Here is a 21,457-nt window from a genome sequence, read left to right as displayed (position 1 = left end):
TTATCCTAAACACGCTTTCCAGGCGTGCGACTTAAACCGCTCATCCACCTCTCCGGGAGCCCGGCATCATACCGGAAGCGCCTCCCCACAGCAATCTGAAGTTAACCCGATTAACCCTTCCGGGCGCATGAAAAAGTTGATACTCGCCTCTTGAATCCCGCCCGCCCACCCCCATTTGCTGGCCAGAATCAACTGGGAGTTCATATGCAGGACAACATCGAAAACAACGCAGAAGCTGCCGCCGCGCCGACAGCGCACACCAAGGAAACCATGCCCAGCCTGGAAGAAATGCTGAAAGCGTCAGAGCTTGTCGCAGCCGAACACCACGATGCCTGGCTGCGCGCCAAGGCCGAAACCGAGAACATGCGACGCCGCGCGGCGGACGATGTCGACAAGGCGCGCAAGTTCGCGGTGGAAAACTTCGCCAACGAACTCATGGCGGTCAAAGACAGCCTGGAAGCGGCACTCACCGTCGAATCCCCCAGCGTGGAAAACATGAAGGACGGCGTCGAGCTGACGCTGAAACAACTAGTCGCGGCGTTCGGCAAGTTCAACCTGAATGAGATCAACCCGGTCGGCGAAAAATTCGACCCGCATCAGCATCAGGCCATCCAGATGATCGAATCCGATCAGCCCGCCAACACCGTGGTCACCGTGCTGCAAAAAGGCTATCGCCTGCACGAGCGCACCCTGCGCCCGGCGCTGGTCATGGTGGCAAAAGGCAAAGATTGAACGATCGGACGCGCCACCGCTATTGAAACGGGCGCAATTCTCCCCACATATCAACGCATTCAAATACTTTTTAGAAGGAACGCATCATGGGACGCATCATCGGTATCGACCTCGGCACCACCAACTCCTGCGTGGCCGTCATGGAAAACGGCACGCCTAAAGTCATCGAAAACGTAGAAGGCGCGCGCACCACGCCGTCCATCGTCGCCTACACCGAAGATGGCGAAATCCTGGTCGGCGCACCGGCCAAGCGCCAGGCCGTCACCAACCCCAAGAACACCCTGTACGCGGTCAAGCGCCTGATCGGCCGCCGCTTCGAAGAAAAAGAAGTGCAGAAGGACATCGGCCTGATGCCTTACAAGATCGTCAAGGCAGACAACGGCGACGCCTGGGTGGAAGTGCGCGGCAACAAAATGGCCGCCCAGCAGGTGTCTGCTGAAACCCTGCGCAAAATGAAAAAGACCGCTGAAGATTATCTGGGTGAAGAAGTCACCGAAGCCGTCATCACGGTGCCGGCCTACTTCAACGACAGCCAACGCCAGGCCACCAAAGACGCCGGCCGCATCGCCGGCCTCGAAGTCAAGCGCATCATCAACGAGCCGACCGCGGCCGCGCTCGCCTTCGGCATGGACAAGAAGGAAGGCGACCGCAAGATTGCGGTGTATGACCTCGGCGGCGGCACCTTCGACATCTCCATCATCGAGATTGCCGAGATGGACGGCGAGCATCAGTTCGAAGTGCTGTCGACCAACGGCGACACCTTCCTCGGCGGCGAAGACTTCGACCAGCGCCTGATCGACTACATCGCCGACGAATTCAAGAAAGAGCAAGGCGTCGACCTGAAGAAGGACGTGCTGGCGCTGCAACGGCTGAAGGAAGCGGCGGAAAAGGCCAAGATCGAGCTGTCGTCCGCGCAGCAGACCGAAGTCAACCTACCCTACATCACCGCTGACGCCTCCGGTCCCAAACACCTGGCCGTGAAGATCACCCGCGCCAAGTTCGAGGCGCTGGTGGAAGATCTGATCAAGCGCACCATCGATCCGTGCAAGATGGCGCTGAAAGATGCCGGCCTGACCACGTCTCAAGTGGACGACGTGATTCTGGTCGGTGGCCAGACCCGCATGCCCAAAGTGATGGATGCGGTGAAGGACTTCTTCGGCAAGGAAGCACGCCGCGACGTCAACCCGGATGAAGCGGTCGCCGTGGGCGCTGCGATTCAGGGCGGCGTGCTGCAGGGCGAGGTCAAGGATGTATTGCTGCTCGACGTGACGCCGTTGTCGCTGGGCATCGAAACCCTGGGCAGCGTGATGACCAAGCTGATCCCGAAGAACACCACGATCCCGACCAAGGCTTCGCAGGTCTTCTCGACGGCCGACGACAATCAGAGCGCTGTGACCGTGCACGTGCTGCAGGGTGAGCGTGAAATCGCCTCGGGCAACAAGAGCCTCGGCCAGTTCAACCTGTCCGACATTCCGCCTGCGCCGCGCGGCATGCCGCAGATCGAAGTCACCTTCGACATCGACGCCAACGGCATCCTGCACGTGTCGGCCAAGGACAAGGCCACCGGCAAGGAAAACAAGATCAAGATCCAGGCAAGCTCGGGCCTTTCCGAAGAGGAAATCCAGCGCATGGTGAAAGACGCCGAAGCCAATGCCGCCGAAGACCACAAGGCAGTGGAACTGGCGACTGCACGCAACGCCGCCGACAGCATGATCCACTCGGTCAAGAAATCAATTGCCGAGCACGGTGACAAGGTTTCGGCCGACGAGAAGGCCGCGATCGAAGCCGCGCTGAAGGAGTGCGAGGAGGCCGTGCGCGAAGGCGACAAGGACACCATCGAAGCCAAGACCAACGCGCTGGCCACCGCCAGCCACAAGCTCGCCGAACAGATGTACAAGGAGGAGCAGGCCAAGCAGCCGGGCGCAGCCGATGGCGACGCCTCAGCGGCCGACGACAACGTGGTGGATGCCGAGTTTGAAGAGGTCAAGGACAAGTAAGCGGGTAAACGGTGAGCAGCAAGCGGTGAGCGGTGAAAATCGCTCACCGCTTGCTGTTTCTCCGGCTCACTTCTTACCGTTCACTGCTCACCGCTAACCGCTCACCACCATGTCAAAACGCGACTACTACGAAATCCTCGGCGTCGCCAAAAACGCCTCGGACGAAGAAATCAAGAAGGCCTATCGCAAGCTGGCCATGAAACACCATCCTGACCGCAACCCGGACGACAAGGGCGCGGAGGAGAAATTCAAGGAGGCCAAGCTCGCCTACGAAGTCCTGTCCGACTCGGACAAGCGTGCCGCCTATGACCAGTTTGGCCACGCCGGCGTCGACCAGCAAGCCGGCATGGGCGGCGGCGGATTTGGCGGCGGCAGCGGGTTTTCCGATGCCTTTTCCGACATTTTCGGCGACATCTTCGGCGGGGGCGGCGGCAACCGCCACGACCGCGTCTACCGCGGCGCCGACCTGCGCTACAACCTGGAAATCGGTCTGGAAGAAGCCGCGCGCGGCACCGAAACCAAGATTCGCATCCCGACCTTGGAAGAATGCGGGGTCTGCCACGGCAGCGGCGCCAAACCCGGCACCACGCCTACCACCTGCACCACCTGCGGCGGCCATGGCCAGGTGCGCATCCAGCAGGGCTTTTTCTCGGTGCAGCAAACCTGCCCGCGTTGCGGCGGCAGCGGCAAGATGGTGAGCGATCCCTGCACGGCGTGTCATGGCGAAGGCCGGGTCAAAAAACACAAGACCCTGTCGGTCAAGATCCCGGCCGGGGTCGACAACGGCGATCGCATCCGCCTCGGCGGTGAAGGTGAAGCCGGCGTCAACGGCGGCCCGGCCGGCGATTTGTACGTGGTGATCCAGCTGAAGGAGCACGCTGTCTTCAAGCGCGATGGCGATGATCTGCATTGCGAAATGCCGATCAGTTTCGCCACGGCAGCTTTAGGCGGCGAGGTTGAAATCCCGACGCTGGACAGCCACGCCAAAATCAAGATTCCGCCCGAAACGCAAACCGGCAAGGTGTTCCGTCTGCGCGGCAAAGGCATCAAGGGAGTGCGCAGCCAGGCGCCCGGCGACCTGATGTGCCACATGCAAGTGGAAACGCCGGTGAACCTGTCGGAGCGTCAGCGCGAGCTGCTGCGCGAATTCGACACACTGAGCTCGGGGCGCAACAACAACCCGCGCGCGCAGTCCTTCATGGACAAGGTGAAGTCTTTCTTCAGTTCGTGATCGACTGAAGACTCAGACAGCGGCCGCAAACAGGCGGAAGAAATTCTCACTGGTGGCTGCGCCTATGGCTTCGGGGGTGCTGCCACGCACCCGCGCGATCTCTTCTGCCACGTGTTTGACATAGCCAGGCTGATTGGTCTGGCCGCGATGCGGGACCGGCGCCAGATACGGTGAGTCGGTCTCGATCAGCATGCGATCCAGCGGAATCGCCGCGGCGACTTCACGCAGGGCCACGGCGTTCTTGAACGTCACGATGCCGGAAAACGAAATATAAAAGCCCAGCTCGATGGCTGCTTCGGCCACTGCCAGGCTTTCGGTAAAGCAGTGCATCACCCCGCCCGCCTCGCCTGCCCGCTCCTCGCGCATGATGCGCAACGTGTCGTCAGCCGCGGCGCGCGTATGGATCACCAGGGGTTTGTGCGTCAGCCGTGCGGCGCGGATATGGGTGCGGAAGCGTTCGCGCTGCCACTCCAGATCGCCCGTCAGGCGAAAATAATCCAGTCCGGTTTCGCCAATCGCCACGACTTTGGGATGGTCTGCCAGCGCGACCAGCTCATCGACCGTGGGCTCGGTACATTCTTCGTGATCGGGGTGCACGCCGACCGAGGCATACACGTTCGGGTAGGTCTCGGCAAGCTGGCGAATCTCGGGAAACTTTTCCAGCTCCACGCTGATGCACAAGGCGTGGCTCACCGCGTTGGCCTGCATCAGCTCGAACAGCTGCGGCAGCTTGCCGGAAAAATCGGGGAAATTGATGTGGCAGTGCGAATCGATGTACATGGATCAGGACCAAGGCTCATTTACAAGATACAAGCCCCTTGCAGGCGCCATGGCTATGCAAGGGACAGGCGCCGCGCTTGTAAATGAACTGCGCCTGTCCTACATGGTGTGCGTGGGACGCAGTGATTTTAACGAACCGCCGAGAAAGCCTTCAATTTTCTTTTGCGCGGCCCGGCCGCTATCGTTCGGTGCGAACTGCACGCCCACGCCCTGGGTGCGACCGCCATGCGAACCCACTGGTGTTACCCACACCACCTTGCCGGACACCGGCAACTTGGCCGGATCGTCCATCAGCGTCAGCAGCATGAACACGTCTTCGCCCATCTTGTAGGTTTTATTGGTCGGGATGAACAAGCCGCCGCCCTTGATGAAAGGCATGAAGGCCGCGAACAAGGCTGATTTTTCCTTGATCGAGAGGGACAGCACACCGGGCCGAACCTGTCCTGTCACATCGTTTGGGATTGCACTCATGATCGTTTCTCTTCGCTGTTTTTTTTCAATGTAACTCTTCAATCGAACATATGTCGGTACTGTATCAGCCAGGCCTGCAGCTGCAGGCTGCGATTGAGCGGATGCGTCAGCGTCCTGCCCTCGGCGGCCTGCGTTCTGGCCAGCGCCAGCAATCCGGACAGATCCGCCCGCTTCCCCAACTGTTCCAGCACTCCGGAAAAATCGCGATTAAATCGCACCTTGCCCTGCAACTTTACCGCCAGTAAATCGCCCAGCCACTTGTAGACCACAGCGTGCCAGGTCTGCGGACTAAGCGTTTTCCAGCGCTCGCCCAGGGTCACCGGGTCCAGCTGATCCAGCCGCGCCAGTCCTTCCAGCACGCCGCGCCGCTCTTCCAGCTCAGCGCCGCCCCAGCCCTGTGCATCTAGCGGCGCCCCCCCGGCCAGCGCCAGCAGACTTGCCGCGTCCACCACACCCTGGCTGGCCAGCCATGTCGCCGCCAGCGCCTCGGAAGGCAAACCGATGTCGAAACGGGCGCAGCGGCTGCGGATGGTCGGCAACAAACGCCGCGGCTGGTCCGAGACCAACACGAATACGGTATTTAACGGCGGCTCTTCGAGTACCTTTAACAAGGCGTTGGCCGAGGCAATATTGAGGGTGTCCGCCGGGTCGACCAGAACCACGCGATTCCCCGCCCGATAGGTCGACAGGCGAACGAAATCGACCGCCTCGCGCGCCTGATCGACTTCGATCGCGGTGGCCATCCGCGTTTCGCCTTCCTTGGTGGTTTTCTCCTGCAGGGTCAGCACATGAAAATCCGGATGCGTGCCCGCTTCGAACCAGTGACAGGCTGCACACGTACCGCAGGCCGCACCATCCGGCTGCGGTGCTTCGCACAGCAGGGTTTGCGCCCAGGCCTGCGCCAGCGCGCCCTTGCCAACGCCGCGCGGCCCGGCCAGCAGCAAGGCCTGCGCCGGACGCGCCCGGGTCGCCAGCAAACGCAGCCATGCGCTCTCCAGCCAAGGATAGGGTGCGTTCACATCAATCCCTGCAATAGCTGGCCGATTTCGGCTTGCAGCTCGGCAATGCTGTGGCCCGCATCCAGCACGCGGATGCGCCCGGGATCCGCTTTCGCCCGCACCAGATAGGCCTCGCGCACCCGGGTAAAAAACGAATCGGCCTCACGCTCGAAGCGATCGGCTGCGCGAGCAGCGGAACGCCGCGCCTCGGCGACTTCCGGCGACACATCGAACAACAGGGTGAGATCCGGCGCAAATCCTCGCTGTACCCAGGCCTCCAGCGCGGCGATGCGTTCCACCGCAATGCCCCGGCCACCGCACTGGTAGGCGTAGCTGGCGTCAGTGAAGCGGTCGGACAGCACCCAGGCGCCGCGCGCCAACGCGGGCAGGATCAACTTGGCCAGGTGCTCCTGTCGCGCGGCGAACATCAGCAACAGTTCAGTGTCCGCATCCATCTCGCGATGCAGCAGCAATTCCCGCAGGGTTTCACCCAGCGGCGTGCCGCCGGGCTCGCGCGTGACGATCACTTCCTTTCCCTGCTGGCGTAGCCAGTCGGCGACAAAGCCCAGGTGGGTGCTTTTTCCGGCGCCATCGACGCCATCAAGGGTGATGAATTTACCGGTCATGGTCATCGTTGGTAGCGGTTTACCGCGCGATTATGGGCTTCGAGCGTGCTGGAGAAAACATGGGTGCCGTTACCCCGTGCGACGAAATACAGCGCGCTGGTTTTAGCCGGGTTCAGGGCGGCCATGATGGCAGCCTCGCTCGGCATCGCGATCGGCGTCGGGGGTAGCCCGGCGCGAGTGTAGGTGTTGTAAGGCGTGTCGCGCAGCAGATCGGCCTTGCGCAGGTTGCCGTCAAAGCGCTCGCCGAGACCATAAATCACGGTGGGATCGGTCTGCAGGCGCATACCCAGCCGCAGCCGGTTGAGGAACACCCCGGCAATTTGCGGCCGCTCAAACGCCGCGCCGGTTTCCTTTTCCACGATGGACGCCATGATCAGGGCCTCGTACGGGGTGCGATAGGGCAAGCCTGGCGCACGCTTGTCCCAGGCGGCCTGGAGCTTCTCGCGCTGCAATTGATAGGCGCGGCGCAGCACGTCGAGATCGGATGTGTGCGGTGCATAAAAATAGGTGTCAGGAAACAGCAAGCCTTCCGGATAAGTCTCGGTTGCACCGATCGCACGCATCAACTCGGCGTCGCTCAGGCTCGCGCTGTCGTTCTTCAGCAGGGTCTGGCCTGCAAGTATTGCGCGTACTTCACGCCAGTTCCTGCCTTCAATGAACTGCACGATAGCCTGTGAAACGTCGCCCTGTTCGAACTTGGCGTACAGCGCCAGCGGGGTCAGCGGCTGATCCAGGGTATACAGGCCGGATTTCAGCGAGCTACCTTTGCCCAGCACGCGTCCGAGCAGCCAGAAAGCTGAAGCGCTACGGATCACGCCGTCCTTTTTGAGCTGCGTGCTCAAGCGGCGCAAATTCGTTCCCGGCGTCACATTGACGGTTGTAGGCAACACTTCGATCTGCAGCGGCTGTCTGGCATACCAGGCGAGTCCGCCTGCCCCCATCATCGCAACCAGTACAGACAACACGATCAGTCGCTTAATCCACGTCTTCATACAAGGCGGCATTCAAGGTTGAGGTCCAGCCCGCAGGCGACCAGATTTTCATTTCCAGGCGCGCCAGACGGCGCACGCCCAGCAGGCTGTTGCAGATCATGACCTCATCGGCGGCGAGGAGTTCGTCCGGCAAAAAGCGGCCGCTATGGGTGCGGATCCCCAGGCGTGCCGCCGCGCGCAGCACCCGCTTCCGGGCCACGCCCGCCACGCCGCACTGATCCAGGTCGGGGGTAAAGAGTGCGTCGTCCTTCACCCACAACACATTGCTCATCACGCCGCTGACGACTGCGCCGCTGTCGTCGCACAACAGGCCTTCCAGTATCGCAGGATCGTTCCACTCGGCGCGCGCCAGGACATTTTCCAGCCGGTTCAAATGCTTGATCCCTGCCAGCCTCGGCTGCCGCGCCAGCCTGAGCTGGCACCAGCGCGCCTGAATGGCTTCAGCATTCCGGGCATGCTGCGGCAACGCAGACGCTATCACAATGCACGTAGGCGTGGATTCAGCCGGCACGGCATACCCGCGCGCACTCAAGCCGCGCGTCAGCATGATCTTGACTACGCCCTGCCCGGGCTCGGCCACCTGAAGCACCTCGGCGAGCAATGCGGCCTCGTCCGGGCAAGCCAGCATCATGGCGGCGCAATCGGCCGCCAGCTTGGCGTAATGGTCGGTCCACCAGAGCGGCTGGCCAGCCTCGGTGCGCAGCGTGCGGAATACGCCATCACCATAGGCCAGTCCACGATCCTGTGCGCTGACGCAATCCATCGCCTGACCATTGACCCGGATCATGCCATCCCCAGCGTGCGCAGCAGGCCACGCGCCTTGGCGCGGGTCTCGTCCAGTTCGCGTGCCGCATCCGAGTCCGCCACAATGCCCGCACCCGCGCGGAAGCTGAGCGCGTGCCCGCGCAGCAGAAAACTGCGGATCAGGATGTTGAAGTCGAAACTGCCATCGCGATTGATGTAACCGACACTACCGGTGTAACTGCGGCGCGGGGTTTGCTCCAGCTCGTGGATGATCTGCATGGTGCGCAGCTTGGGGCAGCCGGTGATGGTTCCGCCCGGAAACACCGCCCGCAGGGCGTCGAATACGCGCATGCCCTTGCGCAGAATTCCGCTCACGCTCGATTCGATGTGATGCACATGCCGGTAGCTGGCGATTTCCATCAGGGCATCCACCTTCACCGTTCCGGTTTCGCACACACGGCCCAGATCGTTGCGTTCCAGATCGACCAGCATGATGTGTTCGGCGCGTTCCTTCGGGTGCGCCTGCAGGCGCGCGCGCAACGCGGCATCTTCCGCACCCTCCTCGCTGCGTGGGTGAGTCCCTGCAATCGGCCGGGTTTCCAGCCGGCGATCCGTATCCAGGCGCACCAGCCGTTCGGGCGACGAGCTCACGATCGCCCAATCGTCCATCTGCAACAAAGCGGAAAAGGGCGCAGGATTGCGCGACATGAGCTGCGCAAACAGGGCGGCCGGAGCAACCTGCGTGTCGAAGCTGGCTTGCCAGCCACGCGACAGATTCACCTGAAACACGTCGCCGGCACGGATGTAATCCTGAATCTGCGCCACCCTCGCCAGAAAAACAGCGGGGTCATCTTCATGCAGTGCGTGCATTTCGGGCAAAGCCGGCACGCGGAACGGACACTGTGCGAGATCATGCGCCAGCTGATCCAGCAGCGCGCGGTGCGCGTGCTCGGCGACCAGCAGGCAGCGCCCGCTGCTCCGCTCGAACAGAACCGCAGCGGGAATGCGTGCCAGCCACGCCAGCGGATAGTCCGCGTCGTCAGCCAGTCCGACACTCGGTTCGAACGCACCACCGAGTTCGTAGGCCAATGCGCACAGCCAGCCGCCGGTAAATGGCAAACCATGATGCGAATGTAGAAGAGGGACAGGTTGCAATTGCATCGCCGGATGCAACTGCAACTGCTGCAGCCCAGCAGCAGAATCGATGCGGGTGACGTCCTGCGGAAACGCAAACAGCACGTCCCAACCGGTATCGCCACTACTCAAAAACAAACCCGGATAACGCTGCGGATTCGAGGCTTGCAAGCCAACCAGATCAGGATGACCGGACCACGCCAGGATGGCCGGCGCAACCGGATCGGATGCCGCAGGATGGGTTGCCACTGGATAGGTTGCCGCGCCCCGCTTGTCGATGGCGTCAAACGCGTTTGAAAATGAGAGAACCGTTGGTGCCGCCAAACCCGAAATTGTTCTTGAGCGCCGCCTCGATCTTCATGTCACGCGCGGTGTTGGCGCAGTAATCAAGATCGCACTCCGGATCTTGCGAAAAGATGTTGATGGTCGGCGGCGATATCTGATTGTGCACCGCCAGAACGGTGAACACCGACTCCACGCCGCCGGCGCCACCCAGCAAGTGGCCGGTCATCGACTTGGTCGAGTTGACCACCGTCTTGTAGGCTGCATCGCCCATGGCAAGCTTGATCGCGTCGGTTTCATTCTTGTCGCCGAGCGGGGTCGAGGTGCCGTGCGCATTGACGTACTGAATCTGGTCGGGATTGAGTCCGGCGTCCCGCATCGCATTCACCATCGAGCGTCGGGGCCCGTCGGTGCTCGGCGCGGTCATGTGGTAAGCGTCGCCGCTCATCCCGAACCCCACCACTTCCGCGTAGATTTTGGCGCCGCGCGCCTTGGCGTGTTCGTATTCCTCGAGCACCATCACGCCGGCGCCTTCGCCCAGCACGAAACCATCGCGATCCTTGTCCCACGGACGGCTGGCGGTCGCCGGATCGTCGTTACGGGTGGACAGCGCACGCGCTGCGGCAAAACCGCCGACGCCCAGCTGCGAGGTCGCCTGTTCGGAACCGCCTGCAACCATCACGTCCACATCGCCATAGGCAATCATGCGGGCAGACATGCCGATCGCATGCAGACCGGTGGTGCAGGCCGTCACCACCGCGAGGTTGGGGCCCTTGATGCCGAACTGGATGGACAGGTTGCCGGAAATCATGTTGATGATGGAACCCGGAATGAAGAAGGGCGAAATCTTCCTCGGCCCCGATTCCAGCAGCAAGTCGTGCGTCGCCTCGATCAACGGCAAGCCGCCGATGCCTGAGCCGATGTTGATGCCGATGCGCTCGGCATTCGCTTCGCTCACTTCCAGGCCGGAATCCCGAATCGCCTGGATCCCCGCAGCCATGCCGAACTGGATGAACGTATCCATGCGGCGCGCCTCTTTCGGGTTGATGTATTGATCAACATCGAAATTCTTGACCTCGCCGGCGATTTGCGAGGCGAACGGCGTGGGATCGAAACGGGTGATCCGGGCAATTCCGGAACGGCCGGCCACCAGGTTATCCCAGGCTTCCGGAATGGTATTGCCGACCGGAGAAACGATCCCCAGGCCGGTGACGACAACGCGACGTTTGGACAAACTCAGCCCTTCCAGCTCAGTACTAGCTTAATAAACGATCGATCAGCTCGAATGGCTGTTGACGTAGTCAATCGCCTGCTGGACGGTCGTGATTTTCTCTGCATCTTCATCAGGGATTTCGCAGCCGAATTCTTCTTCCAGCGCCATGACCAGCTCAACCGTATCGAGCGAGTCAGCGCCCAGATCGCCAACGAATGAAGACTCGTTCTTGATGTCTGCTTCGTTCACGCCCAATTGCTCGGCGACGACTTTAATTACACGCTGCACGTTTTCCATTACTGATCCCCTCTTTGAAAAAAACAGGCTTCATTCGAACTGAAACCGTGAAATTGAAACTACGCAAAATGGCAGCCCCGAATTCTATCAAAATTAACACCGGAATTAGCCGATGTCATGCCATGTACATCCCGCCATTGACGTGCAAAGTGGTGCCCGAAACATAGCCCGCAGCCGGCGACGCCAGAAACACCACGGCTTGCGCGATGTCGTCTACCGACCCCAAACGTCCCAGCGGAATATGGTCCAGCAGCGCCTGACGCTGGGCGTCGGGCAGCGCACGCGTCATATCGGTGTCGATAAAACCCGGCGCGACGCAGTTGACCGTGATATTGCGGCTGCCCACTTCGCGCGCCAGCGATTTGGTGAAGCCCATGATGCCGGCCTTGGCCGCGCTGTAGTTGGTCTGCCCGGCGTTGCCCATTGCGCCGACCACCGAGGCGATGCTGATGATGCGCCCGCTACGCGCTTTCATCATGGCGCGCAATACCGCACGCGACAGGCGGAAAACCGACGTCAGGTTGGTCGCCATGATGTCGTCCCACTCCTCGTCCTTCATTCGCATCAGCAGGTTGTCGCGCGTGATGCCCGCGTTGTTGACCAGAATGCCGACATCGCCAAACTGCTTGGTGATCGCAGCCATCACGGCCTCCACTGCCGCGCCATCGGTGACATTGAGATTCATGCCGCAACCCTTGATATTGGCCGCTGCCAGATATTCGCTGATCGCCTGCGCACCCTTGTCGCTGGTGGCGGTGCCGATCACGGTTGCGCCTGCCTGGCCCAGAGCCAGCGCAATCGCCTGGCCGATACCCCGGCTGGCGCCCGTAACGAGGGCGACCTGGCCTTCAAGATTCGCGCTGTGCGCGGGGCTTCCTTGCAGCATGTTGTCTCCCATCAGTTGTTCAATGCAGCCTGCAGGCTGGCTTCATCCACCAGCGCCACAGCCGGCAGGCTATCGTCGATGCGCTTGTTGAGGCCGGCGAGCACCTTGCCGGGGCCGCATTCGATCACGCGTTCGATGCCGGCCGCTTTCAGCGCCTGCACGGTCTCGACCCAGCGCACCGGGGTGTGCAGCTGTTTCGCCAGCGCGACGCGAATCGCAGCCGCGTCGGCATGGCTTTGCACATCGGTGTTGTGCAGCACGGGAATCGCGGGCGCTGTGATCGTTATAGCCTGCAGATGCGCCAGCAGTTTTTCGGCAGCGGGCAGCATCAGCGAAGAATGCGACGGCACACTGACCGGCAGCGGCAGCGCGCGCTTGGCGCCCTTTTCCTTGGCCAGCGCCATGGCACGCTCGACCGCGGCCTTGTTGCCGGCGATCACTACCTGACCGGGCGAGTTGAGATTGACTGCCTCAACCACTTCGCCCGCGGCTGCATCCGCGCAAACCGCACGAACCGCATCGTCGTCCAGACCCAGAATCGCCGCCATCGCGCCGACGCCTTCGGGCACCGCGGACTGCATGGCTTCGGCGCGGAAACGCACCAGCTTGATCGCATCGGCGAAGCTCAGGGCGCCCGCCGCAACCAGTGCCGCATATTCGCCCAGGCTGTGACCTGCCAGCAGCGCAGGGGTCGCGCCGCCCGCCGCCTGCCACACACGCCAGGCGGCCACGTCGGCAGCCAGCATCGCAGGCTGGGTGTTGATGGTCTGGTTGAGCAGATCGGCCGGGCCGTCGCTTACCAGAGCCCACAGGTCCTCGCCCAGCGCATCGGATGCTTCCAGGAAGGTGGCGCGCACTTCGGAACGCTCGCCCCAACCCTGCATCATGCCGACCGATTGCGAGCCCTGTCCGGGAAATACAAAAGCCAGATTTTTATTGTGGGTAACCATTTGAATACCTTAATACTTAAGGAGCACGGAGCCCCAGGTGAAGCCGCCACCAAAGGCCTCCATCAGCACGGTCTGGCCGCGCTGGATGCGGCCGTCGCGCACCGCCACGTCGAACGCCAGCGGCACCGAAGCCGCCGAGGTGTTGCCGTGACCGGCAACGGTGGTCACTACGTTGTCCATGCTCATGCCGAGTTTTTTTGCGGTGGCGCTGATGATGCGGATATTGGCCTGATGCGGCACCAGCCAGTCGATGTCGGACTTCTGCAGGCCGTTGGCTTCCAGCGTCTCGTCAACGATGCGGTCGAGCGTGTTGACCGCCATCTTGAACACGGCATTGCCCTCCATCCGCATCAACGCAGGCGCGTCCATGCCGTCCGACACCCCGGTGGTGGTGCGCAACAACTCCTTGTGGCGGCCGTCGGCGTGAATATGGGTGGCGATGATGCCCGGTTCGGCAGACGCCCCCAGCACCACGGCACCAGCGCCGTCGCCCCAAAGGATGCAGTTGCCGCGGTCGTTCCAGTCGGTGATGCGCGACAGGGTTTCAGCACCGATCACCAGCACATGTTTCGCCGCGCCGGTCTTGATGAACTGGTCTGCCACGCTCATGGCATACACGAACCCACTGCACACTGCCTGCAGGTCGAACGCCGGTTTGCCGTTGCTCATGCCAAGCTTGGACTGCACGATGCAGGCGGTACTGGGAAACACCAGATCGGGCGTGGTGGTGGCCACCAGCAGCAGATCAATATCGTCCGCTGCCAGGCCTGCCGCATCCAGCGCTGCGCGCGCTGCCGCTGTCGCCAGATCGCTGGTGTACTCGCCTTCGGCGGCAATGTGACGTTCGCGTATGCCGGTCCGTTCGACGATCCACTGATCGTTCGTCTCAACCAGCTTTTCGAGGTCGGCATTGGTGAGGATATGCGCCGGCAGATAACTGCCGGTGCCGAGAATGCGCGAATGGCTCAAGCGGGCTCCCGATGCAAAAGCTGGATCTGGTCGGTGATGCGTTTCAGCACGTTGTTGCGGACTTCGTCGCTGGCGGTATCGATCGCGTGCTCGAACGCAAAACGGTCGGCCGAGCCATGGCTTTTCACCACCACGCCCTTGAGTCCGAGCAAGGTAGCGCCGTTGTAACGCCGCGGATCGAGCCGCTTCTTGAACGCATTGAGTACGGGCAAGGCCATCAGGCCGGACAAGCGGGTCAGCCAGTTGCGCTTGAACTCGGCCTTCAACGTAGTCGCGATCATCTTGGCCAGACCTTCGGAAGCCTTCAGCGTGACATTGCCGACGAAGCCGTCGCATACCACCACATCGGTCGTGCCCTTGAAAATGTCGTTGCCTTCGACGTTGCCGTAGAAGTTGAGATGACTGTCGCGCAGCAACTCTGCGGCGCGCTTCACCATCTCGTTGCCCTTGATGTCTTCTTCGCCAATGTTCAACAGCCCCACGCTCGGATTGGGATTATGCTCGACCGCCGCTACCAGCATCGCGCCCATGATGCCGAACTGCAGCAGGTGTTCGGCGGTACAGTCGACGTTGGCGCCCATGTCCAGTACCAGCGCGTGCCCACTGATCGTCGGCATCACCGCCGCAATCGCTGGACGGTCGATGCCGGGCAGGGTTTTCAGGACAAAACGGGCAGTCGCCATCAACGCGCCGGTATTGCCCGCCGACACGCAGGCATCGGCCTCGCCGGACTTGACGAGGTCGATCGCCACACGCATCGAAGAGTCTTTTTTGCCGCGCAACGCGAACGCGGGCGCTTCGTCCATCGCCACCACCTGGCTGGCGTGGCGCACGATCAGGCGCGGATTCGGCTTGGCTCGGCGCGCCTTGAGCTCGGCCGCGACAATATCCTGCGGCCCGACCAGAATCACATTCAGGTCGGGATGACGCGCAAGACAACGGATCGCTGCCGGGACCGTGACATGGGGGCCGTGATCGCCCCCCATGACATCAATGGCAACTGTGATATTTCTCATGCAGCCGGACAGAGGGGCTGAACAGGACACGCCGCACCGATGTGATCAAACACGGGTCGATCAAACACGACTGCGATCAAACACAGCGCAATCGGCGTGGCGCAAATGAAATTATTCGCCTTTGGCCTTGACGACTTTGCGGCCACGATAAAAGCCGTTGGGGCTGATATGGTGACGCAGATGCGCTTCGCCCGTGGTTGCTTCGACAGCCAGCGCCGGCGCGGTCAGGAAATCGTGCGAGCGGTGCATGCCACGCTTGGACGGGGATTTTTTATTCTGCTGAACAGCCATTTCTTGCTCCTTAAAAATCGTCGCACCCGATTCGGGTGCGTTAAAAATACGTTTCAAACAAAGTGGCGCCCTTCAAGCCGGGCATTCACCTTCCGGATGCATCACTGCCACCGGCAGGCCCAGCAACACTTCATCTTCGATCAACTCGACCAGACTCAAGCTTTCGCCAGCCTGGATCGCATCGCTGTCGGGCAAAGCATCCAGTCGTTCCAGTTCAGCCTCGTTGCGCGCCAGATACAGGGTGCGCTCAACCTCAACCCGATACGGCATGGGGTTCAGACAGCGCTGGCACGTCATCTCCACATCGCCGCTGACCATTACCTGCAAAGACAAACTGCCCCGCTGGTTGACCCGCCCCTGCACTCGACAAAACAGGGTGCCTTGCGTAAATTCATGGGCAAGCCGCGGAAACGCAGTGACATCCGAGCGGGTTTCCCACGACTGCGCATCCTTGCAAAAACGCCACGGATCGACCTCGACCGGGTGTAGCGCGATTGGACGCAGCGTGGCGGATTCTTTCATGACGCACCCGGTAGACATGGCCAGCAACATTAGCCCGCAATGATATGATTTCGCGTTCTTTTTGTCAAAGACACCCCGGACAACCCTTCCTCCCAGCCGTGATTTAAGGTTCGCCCAGCCCATGCTCAAGAAAATACTGGTCGCCAACCGGGGCGAGATCGCCGTCCGTATCGTGCGTGCCTGCGCCGAACTCGGCATCAAGTCGGTCGCCATCTATACCGACGCCGACCGCCACGCACTCCATGTGAAAAAGGCCGACGAGGCTTACCACATCGGCAAGGACCCGATTCTGGGCTATCTGAACGCACACACGCTGGTCAATCTGGCGGCCGCTTCGGGCTGCGACGCGTTGCATCCCGGTTACGGCTTCCTCTCCGAAAATCCCGATCTGGCGACCATCTGCGCGCGCCGCGGCATCCGCTTCATCGGCCCCTCACCGGAGGTGATCCGCCAGATGGGCGACAAGATCCAGGCCCGCAACGCGATGATCGCAGCGGGCATTCCGGTCACGCCCGGCTCGGACCACAACCTGGAAAATGTCGAGGAAGCCCGCACGCTGGCGAACAAAATCGGCTATCCGGTGATGTTGAAAGCCACCAACGGCGGCGGCGGGCGTGGCATCCGCCGCTGCGACAACGAAGCCGAACTGCTCAAGAATTATGACCGCGTGGTGTCGGAAGCCAGCAAGGCCTTCGGCAAGCCCGAAGTCTTCGTCGAAAAATGCGTGGTGCGGCCCAAGCACATCGAGGTGCAGGTTCTGGGCGACACCCAGGGCAACGTGATTCACCTGTTCGAGCGTGACTGCTCGATCCAGCGGCGCAACCAGAAGCTGATCGAAATCGCGCCTTCGCCCCAGCTCACCGAAGCGCAACGTCAATATATCGGCAAGCTGGCGGTGCGCGCCGCCAAATCGGTCGGCTACGTCAACGCCGGCACGGTGGAATTCCTGCTCGACCAGGACAACCAGTTCTATTTCATGGAAATGAACACCCGCCTGCAGGTCGAGCATCCCATCACCGAAACCATCACCGGCGTCGACATCGTGCAGGAACAGATCCGCATCGCGTCCGGCCTGCCGCTGCAGTACAAACAGGACGAGATCAGCCACCGCGGTTTTGCCATCGAATTCCGCATCAATGCCGAAGACCCGAAAAACGAATTTCTTCCGAGCCTCGGCCGCATCACGCGCTATTACTCGCCGGGCGGACCCGGCGTGCGGGTGGATGCCGCGATCTACACCGATTACGTGATTCCGCCCTACTTCGATTCGATGTGCGCCAAACTCACGGTGTGGAATCTGAACTGGGAATCGACCATCGCGCGCGGCAGCCGCGCACTGTCCGACATGCTGGTGTATGGCGTGAAAACGACCATTCCGTATTACAAGGAAATCCTCAAGAACCCTGAGTTCAAGAGCGGTCGCTTCAACACCAGTTTCGTCGACGACCATCCGGAACTCACGCAATACACCGAAAAGAAACCGCCGGAAGTGATGGCCGCCGCCATCGCCGCCGCCATCGCCGCTCATCAGGGGTTGTAACCATGGCCAAAGTATTCGTTACCGATCTCGTCCTGCGCGACGGCCACCAGTCGCTCATCGCCACCCGCATGCAGACTGCCGACATGCTGCCGATCTGCGGCAAACTCGACCAGGTCGGCTTCTGGTCGCTGGAGGCCTGGGGCGGCGCCACCTTCGACGCCTGCGTGCGCTTCCTGCGCGAAGATCCGTGGGAACGCCTGCGGCAATTGAGAAAAGCGCTGCCCAACACGCGCATCCAGATGCTGCTGCGCGGGCAGAACCTGCTCGGCTATCGCAATTACTCCGACGACGTGGTGCGCGCCTTCGTGCAGAAATCGGCCGACAACGGCGTCGACGTGTTCCGCATTTTCGACGCGATGAACGACCTGCGTAACCTCCGGGTCTCGGTCGAGGCCGTCAAGGCTGCCGGCAAGCATGCCGAAGGCACCGTCTGCTACACCACCAGCCCGGTGCATAACATTCCGCATTTCGTCGAACTCGCCAAAGGCCTGGCCGAGATGGGTTGCGACACCATCGCGATCAAGGACATGGCGGGCCTGCTCACACCCTATACCGCGTTCGAACTGGTCAGCGCCATCCGCGCCGCGACGAATCTGCCCATCCATACCCATAGCCACGCCACCTCGGGGCTTGCGCACATGACGCACCTGAAGGCGGTGGAAGCCGGGGCGAGCATCATCGATACCTGCGTCGGCGCGTTCGCCGAAGGGGCGAGCCACCCCACCACGCAAAGCCTGGTCGCAGCCTTGGCCGGCACCGAATACGACACTGGCTTGTCGCTGCCGCTGATCGAGGAAATCTCGGCCTATTTCAAGGAAACACGCAAGAAATACTGGCAGTTCGAATCCGCCTTCACCGGCACCGACACCCGCGTGCTGATCAACCAGGTGCCGGGCGGGATGATTTCCAATCTGGCCAACCAGTTGAAGGAACAAGGCTCGCTCGACAAGATGGATGCCGTGCTCGAGGAAATTCCACGGGTACGTGCAGACCTTGGCTTCCCGCCGCTGGTCACACCCACCTCGCAGATCGTCGGCACCCAGGCCGCGCTGAACGTCATGACGGGCGCACGCTACAAATCGGTGACCAACGAAGTGAAGCTTTACCTGCAGGGCCGCTACGGCCGCGCGCCGGGACACGTCAACGAAGAAGTGCGCAAGATGGCCATCGGCGACCTCGACGTCACTACGTGCCGCCCCGCCGACCTGCTGGGCGACGAACTCGACAAGCTGCGCAACGAAATCGAAGGCCTCGCCAAGTCCGACGAAGACGTGCTGACCTACGCCATGTTTCCCGAGATCGGCAAAACCTGGCTGCAGGAGCGCTCAGCAGGCAGCCTCAAGCCCGAGCCGCTGCTGCCCCAGCAGAGCGCGGCCACGCAGGACAACGCGCCACGCTACGCCGCCGACGAATTCAAGATCACCCTGCACGGCGAGACCTACCACATCAAACTGTCGGGCAGCGGCCGCTCGGACGCCACCCAGCGCCCCTACTTCGTGGCGATCGACGGCGTCACCGAAGAAGTACTGGTCGAACCGCTGAACGAAGTCGCCGTATCCGGCGGCAGCGAAAAGTCCACGCGCAAAGCCAGTGCCACTGCCCCCGCGCCCGGCCAGAAGCCCCGCCCCAGCCATCCCGGCCACGTCACTGCCGCTATGCCGGGTTCCATCGTCGACGTGCTGGTCAGCATCGGCCAGACGGTCAAGGCCGGCGACGGCGTGCTGGTGATCGAGGCGATGAAAATGGAGAACGAAGTGCAGGCGCCGATCGCCGGCGTCGTCATCAGCATCTTCGCCAAGAAAGGCGATGCGGTGACGCCCGACATGGCGCTGGTGGAAATCCAGCCCGAATGAAGCAGAACCCGCCGCAATCCGGACCCGCCAAACTTGTCCTGGCTTCCACCTCGCGCTACCGGCGCGAACTGCTGTCGCGCCTCGGCCTCCCGTTCGAGGTGCTATCGCCCGACGTCGACGAAACCCCGCTGCCAGACGAGTCCCCCTCGGCCACCGCGCTGCGGCTGTCGGTACTGAAGGCGCAGGCTGCTGCGTCAACCTGTCCCGACGCACTCATCATCGGTTCCGATCAGGTGCTGATGCTCGACAGCGCACAGCTCGGCAAGCCGGGCAATTTCGACAAGGCCTTCGCCCAGCTGAAAACAATGCAGGGCAAGGCCATGGTGTTCCACACTGCGCTGAGCCTGCTCAACAGTCGCACCGGCCACATCCAGACGCGCGACGTGCCCACCGTCGTGCATATCCGCCCGCTCACCGACGCACAGATTGAGGCTTATCTGAAAAAGGAAACGCCCTACGATTGCGCCGGCTCGGCCAAGAGCGAAGCGCTCGGCATCGCGCTGATGACGCGCATGGACAGCCCCGACCCCACCGCGCTGATCGGCCTGCCACTGATGGCCCTGACCGAGATGCTGCTGAACGAGGGCGTGGATGTACTGACATGGCCAGCCTCTACCTGATTCCGGTTCCGCTCGGCCCGGTCGATCCGCACAACTGCCTGCCGCCGGACACCCTCGCCATCGCCTGTCGCCTCGAGTACTTCGTCGTCGAGCGCGCCAAGACCGCCCGCGCCCACCTCAAGGCCATGGGCCACCCGCAACCAATCCAGTCGCTGCAACTCTCAGAGCTCAACGAGCACACGCCTGCCGCCTCGATACCGACCTTGCTGGCGCCGCTCAAGGCCGGCCACGACCTCGGCCTGCTGTCCGAAGCCGGCTGCCCTGCCGTCGCCGACCCGGGCGCTGCGCTCGTGCTCGCGGCGCATCGCGAAGGCATTCCGGTCGTGCCGCTGATCGGCCCCTCGTCCATCCTGCTGGCGCTGATGGCCTCGGGACTGGGCGGACAACGCTTCGCCTTTCACGGCTACCTGCCGGCCAAGGAACCCGAACGCAGCCAGGCCATCCGCAGCCTCGAACAAACCGCGCGGCGCGACCGCGCCACCCAGCTTTTCATCGAAACGCCCTACCGCAGCGCAGCCTTGCTGGAGGCTCTGGCGCAAACCCTGGCGCCCGCCACCCTCATCAGCGTGGGGGCGGACATCAGCCTGCCCAGCCAGTGGATCCAGACCCGCAGCGCAAAAAACTGGCGCGGGCACACCGACGCGTCGAAGGATCGCCTCGCGGTATTCGGAATCGGCGTGTGAGATGGAACCGGACCTGATCGCACCGGTCCTTGAACAAACCCGCCGCGTTTTGCTACCGTGCCCCCACCCTGACAGATAGGACGCAACATGAATTTTTGCAGTGAATGCGGCAGCAGCGTCGTGCTGCGGGTACCGACGGGCGACCACCTGCCGCGCCATGTATGTCCTGACTGCGGCACGATCCACTACCAGAACCCCAAAATGGTCGTCGGCTGCCTGCCGGAATGGGAAGACAAGATTTTGTTGTGCCGCCGCGCGATCGAACCCAAATACGGCTTGTGGACGCTACCCGCCGGCTTCATGGAAAACGGTGAAACGACGCTGGAAGGCGCAGTGCGCGAAACCTGGGAAGAAGCCGGCGCCCGGGTCGAGGTTCACGGTCTGTATACCCTGTACAACCTGCCGCATATCAGTCAGGTCTACCTCATGTTCCGCGCCCGCCTGCTCGACCTGGACTTCAAGCCCGGCATCGAGTCGCTGGAAACTCGGCTGTTCAGCGAAGCCGAAATTCCCTGGGACGAAATCGCGTTTCGCACCATCCGGCTTTCGCTGGAGCAGTATTTCGAAGACCGCCGCAAGGGCGCATTCGACTTTCATTTCGGCGACCTCCGCTCGCGCTGAATCGCCCGC

23 protein-coding genes are annotated in these 21,457 nt (G+C 62.0%); 8 read left to right on the top strand and 15 right to left on the bottom strand.

The genetic code is table 11. The annotated features are described in order from the left end of the window. The first annotated feature begins 204 nt into the window (after window positions 1-204). The 3 genes from grpE to dnaJ all read left to right on the top strand — a co-directional run bounded on the left by grpE (window position 205) and on the right by dnaJ (window position 3,960). Window positions 205-732, top strand: a complete 528-nt coding sequence (gene grpE / locus IV098_RS10115) for a nucleotide exchange factor GrpE (RefSeq protein ID WP_296888722.1) — start codon at window positions 205-207, stop codon at window positions 730-732. Between the two features lie 86 nt (window positions 733-818). Beyond that, a complete protein-coding gene (gene dnaK, locus IV098_RS10110; RefSeq protein ID WP_296888720.1) occupies window positions 819-2,729 on the top strand; it encodes a molecular chaperone DnaK in 1,911 nt (636 codons plus the stop codon). 109 nt (window positions 2,730-2,838) lie between these two features. Next, complete coding sequence (dnaJ, locus tag IV098_RS10105; protein ID WP_296888718.1) at window positions 2,839-3,960, top strand: molecular chaperone DnaJ; 1,122 nt, start codon at window positions 2,839-2,841, stop codon at window positions 3,958-3,960. Window positions 3,961-3,972: 12 nt separating this feature from the next. Here dnaJ and IV098_RS10100 read toward each other — a convergent pair whose 3' ends face one another. From IV098_RS10100 to IV098_RS10030, 15 genes are all read right to left on the bottom strand, one after another. Further along, window positions 3,973-4,740 carry a TatD family hydrolase gene (locus tag IV098_RS10100; RefSeq protein ID WP_296888716.1) on the bottom strand — a complete coding sequence of 256 codons (768 nt, stop codon included), beginning with the start codon at window positions 4,738-4,740 and terminating at the stop codon, window positions 3,973-3,975. A gap of 99 nt (window positions 4,741-4,839) precedes the next feature. Then, on the bottom strand, window positions 4,840-5,211 hold the full coding sequence (locus IV098_RS10095; protein WP_296888714.1) for a PilZ domain-containing protein: 372 nt from the start codon (window positions 5,209-5,211) through the stop codon (window positions 4,840-4,842). Between the two features lie 38 nt (window positions 5,212-5,249). Then, window positions 5,250-6,230 carry a DNA polymerase III subunit delta' gene (gene holB / locus IV098_RS10090; protein ID WP_296888712.1) on the bottom strand — a complete coding sequence of 327 codons (981 nt, stop codon included), beginning with the start codon at window positions 6,228-6,230 and terminating at the stop codon, window positions 5,250-5,252. Further along, complete coding sequence (tmk, locus tag IV098_RS10085) at window positions 6,227-6,835, bottom strand: dTMP kinase (protein ID WP_296888710.1); 609 nt, start codon at window positions 6,833-6,835, stop codon at window positions 6,227-6,229. Before tmk ends, holB begins: the two co-directional genes overlap by 4 nt. Window positions 6,836-6,837: 2 nt before the next feature. Continuing rightward, window positions 6,838-7,827, bottom strand: coding sequence for an endolytic transglycosylase MltG (gene mltG, locus IV098_RS10080; protein ID WP_296888708.1), 990 nt, complete (start codon window positions 7,825-7,827; stop codon window positions 6,838-6,840). Next, window positions 7,811-8,614: an aminodeoxychorismate lyase gene (gene pabC / locus IV098_RS10075; RefSeq protein ID WP_296888706.1), complete on the bottom strand. Its 804-nt coding sequence runs from the start codon at window positions 8,612-8,614 to the stop codon at window positions 7,811-7,813. The genes mltG and pabC overlap by 17 nt, the downstream gene beginning before the upstream one ends. Next, the gene (locus IV098_RS10070) at window positions 8,611-9,954 is read right to left on the bottom strand and encodes an aminodeoxychorismate synthase component I (protein ID WP_296888704.1); all 1,344 of its coding nucleotides are present in this window, start codon (window positions 9,952-9,954) and stop codon (window positions 8,611-8,613) included. Before IV098_RS10070 ends, pabC begins: the two co-directional genes overlap by 4 nt. Before the next feature lie 34 nt (window positions 9,955-9,988). Then, window positions 9,989-11,221, bottom strand: coding sequence for a beta-ketoacyl-ACP synthase II (fabF, locus tag IV098_RS10065; protein ID WP_296888702.1), 1,233 nt, complete (start codon window positions 11,219-11,221; stop codon window positions 9,989-9,991). Between the two features lie 42 nt (window positions 11,222-11,263). Beyond that, window positions 11,264-11,497 carry an acyl carrier protein gene (gene acpP, locus IV098_RS10060; protein WP_018509429.1) on the bottom strand — a complete coding sequence of 78 codons (234 nt, stop codon included), beginning with the start codon at window positions 11,495-11,497 and terminating at the stop codon, window positions 11,264-11,266. Window positions 11,498-11,612: 115 nt separating this feature from the next. Continuing rightward, window positions 11,613-12,383, bottom strand: a complete 771-nt coding sequence (gene fabG, locus IV098_RS10055) for a 3-oxoacyl-ACP reductase FabG (RefSeq protein ID WP_296888699.1) — start codon at window positions 12,381-12,383, stop codon at window positions 11,613-11,615. Window positions 12,384-12,394: 11 nt separating this feature from the next. After that, window positions 12,395-13,333 carry an ACP S-malonyltransferase gene (gene fabD, locus IV098_RS10050; protein ID WP_296888697.1) on the bottom strand — a complete coding sequence of 313 codons (939 nt, stop codon included), beginning with the start codon at window positions 13,331-13,333 and terminating at the stop codon, window positions 12,395-12,397. 9 nt (window positions 13,334-13,342) lie between these two features. Beyond that, a complete protein-coding gene (locus IV098_RS10045; RefSeq protein ID WP_296888694.1) occupies window positions 13,343-14,302 on the bottom strand; it encodes a beta-ketoacyl-ACP synthase III in 960 nt (319 codons plus the stop codon). Beyond that, entirely contained in the window at window positions 14,299-15,318 is a 1,020-nt protein-coding gene (plsX, locus tag IV098_RS10040) for a phosphate acyltransferase PlsX (RefSeq protein WP_296888692.1), read from the bottom strand. The genes IV098_RS10045 and plsX overlap by 4 nt, the downstream gene beginning before the upstream one ends. Before the next feature lie 111 nt (window positions 15,319-15,429). Next, complete coding sequence (gene rpmF, locus IV098_RS10035) at window positions 15,430-15,609, bottom strand: 50S ribosomal protein L32 (RefSeq protein WP_296888724.1); 180 nt, start codon at window positions 15,607-15,609, stop codon at window positions 15,430-15,432. Window positions 15,610-15,681: 72 nt separating this feature from the next. Continuing rightward, the gene (locus tag IV098_RS10030; RefSeq protein WP_296888690.1) at window positions 15,682-16,131 is read right to left on the bottom strand and encodes a DUF177 domain-containing protein; all 450 of its coding nucleotides are present in this window, start codon (window positions 16,129-16,131) and stop codon (window positions 15,682-15,684) included. 121 nt (window positions 16,132-16,252) lie between these two features. On the opposite strand from IV098_RS10030, the gene IV098_RS10025 reads away from it, so the two are divergent. The 5 genes from IV098_RS10025 to IV098_RS10005 all read left to right on the top strand — a co-directional run bounded on the left by IV098_RS10025 (window position 16,253) and on the right by IV098_RS10005 (window position 21,448). Beyond that, window positions 16,253-17,671: an acetyl-CoA carboxylase biotin carboxylase subunit gene (locus IV098_RS10025; protein WP_296888688.1), complete on the top strand. Its 1,419-nt coding sequence runs from the start codon at window positions 16,253-16,255 to the stop codon at window positions 17,669-17,671. Between the two features lie 2 nt (window positions 17,672-17,673). Continuing rightward, window positions 17,674-19,524 carry a sodium-extruding oxaloacetate decarboxylase subunit alpha gene (oadA, locus tag IV098_RS10020; protein WP_296888686.1) on the top strand — a complete coding sequence of 617 codons (1,851 nt, stop codon included), beginning with the start codon at window positions 17,674-17,676 and terminating at the stop codon, window positions 19,522-19,524. Further along, complete coding sequence (locus IV098_RS10015; RefSeq protein WP_296888684.1) at window positions 19,521-20,144, top strand: Maf family nucleotide pyrophosphatase; 624 nt, start codon at window positions 19,521-19,523, stop codon at window positions 20,142-20,144. Before oadA ends, IV098_RS10015 begins: the two co-directional genes overlap by 4 nt. Continuing rightward, entirely contained in the window at window positions 20,126-20,827 is a 702-nt protein-coding gene (locus IV098_RS10010; protein WP_296888682.1) for an SAM-dependent methyltransferase, read from the top strand. Before IV098_RS10015 ends, IV098_RS10010 begins: the two co-directional genes overlap by 19 nt. 87 nt (window positions 20,828-20,914) lie before the next feature. Further along, window positions 20,915-21,448 carry an NUDIX hydrolase gene (locus tag IV098_RS10005; protein WP_296888680.1) on the top strand — a complete coding sequence of 178 codons (534 nt, stop codon included), beginning with the start codon at window positions 20,915-20,917 and terminating at the stop codon, window positions 21,446-21,448. Window positions 21,449-21,457 lie beyond the last annotated feature (9 nt).

It is taken from the genome of Thiobacillus sp. (assembly GCF_018780105.1).
In the GTDB taxonomy this organism is placed as follows: domain Bacteria; phylum Pseudomonadota; class Gammaproteobacteria; order Burkholderiales; family Thiobacillaceae; genus Thiobacillus.
Note: the sequence above shows the minus strand (reverse complement) of the source record. Positions and strands in the feature narration are given on the sequence as shown.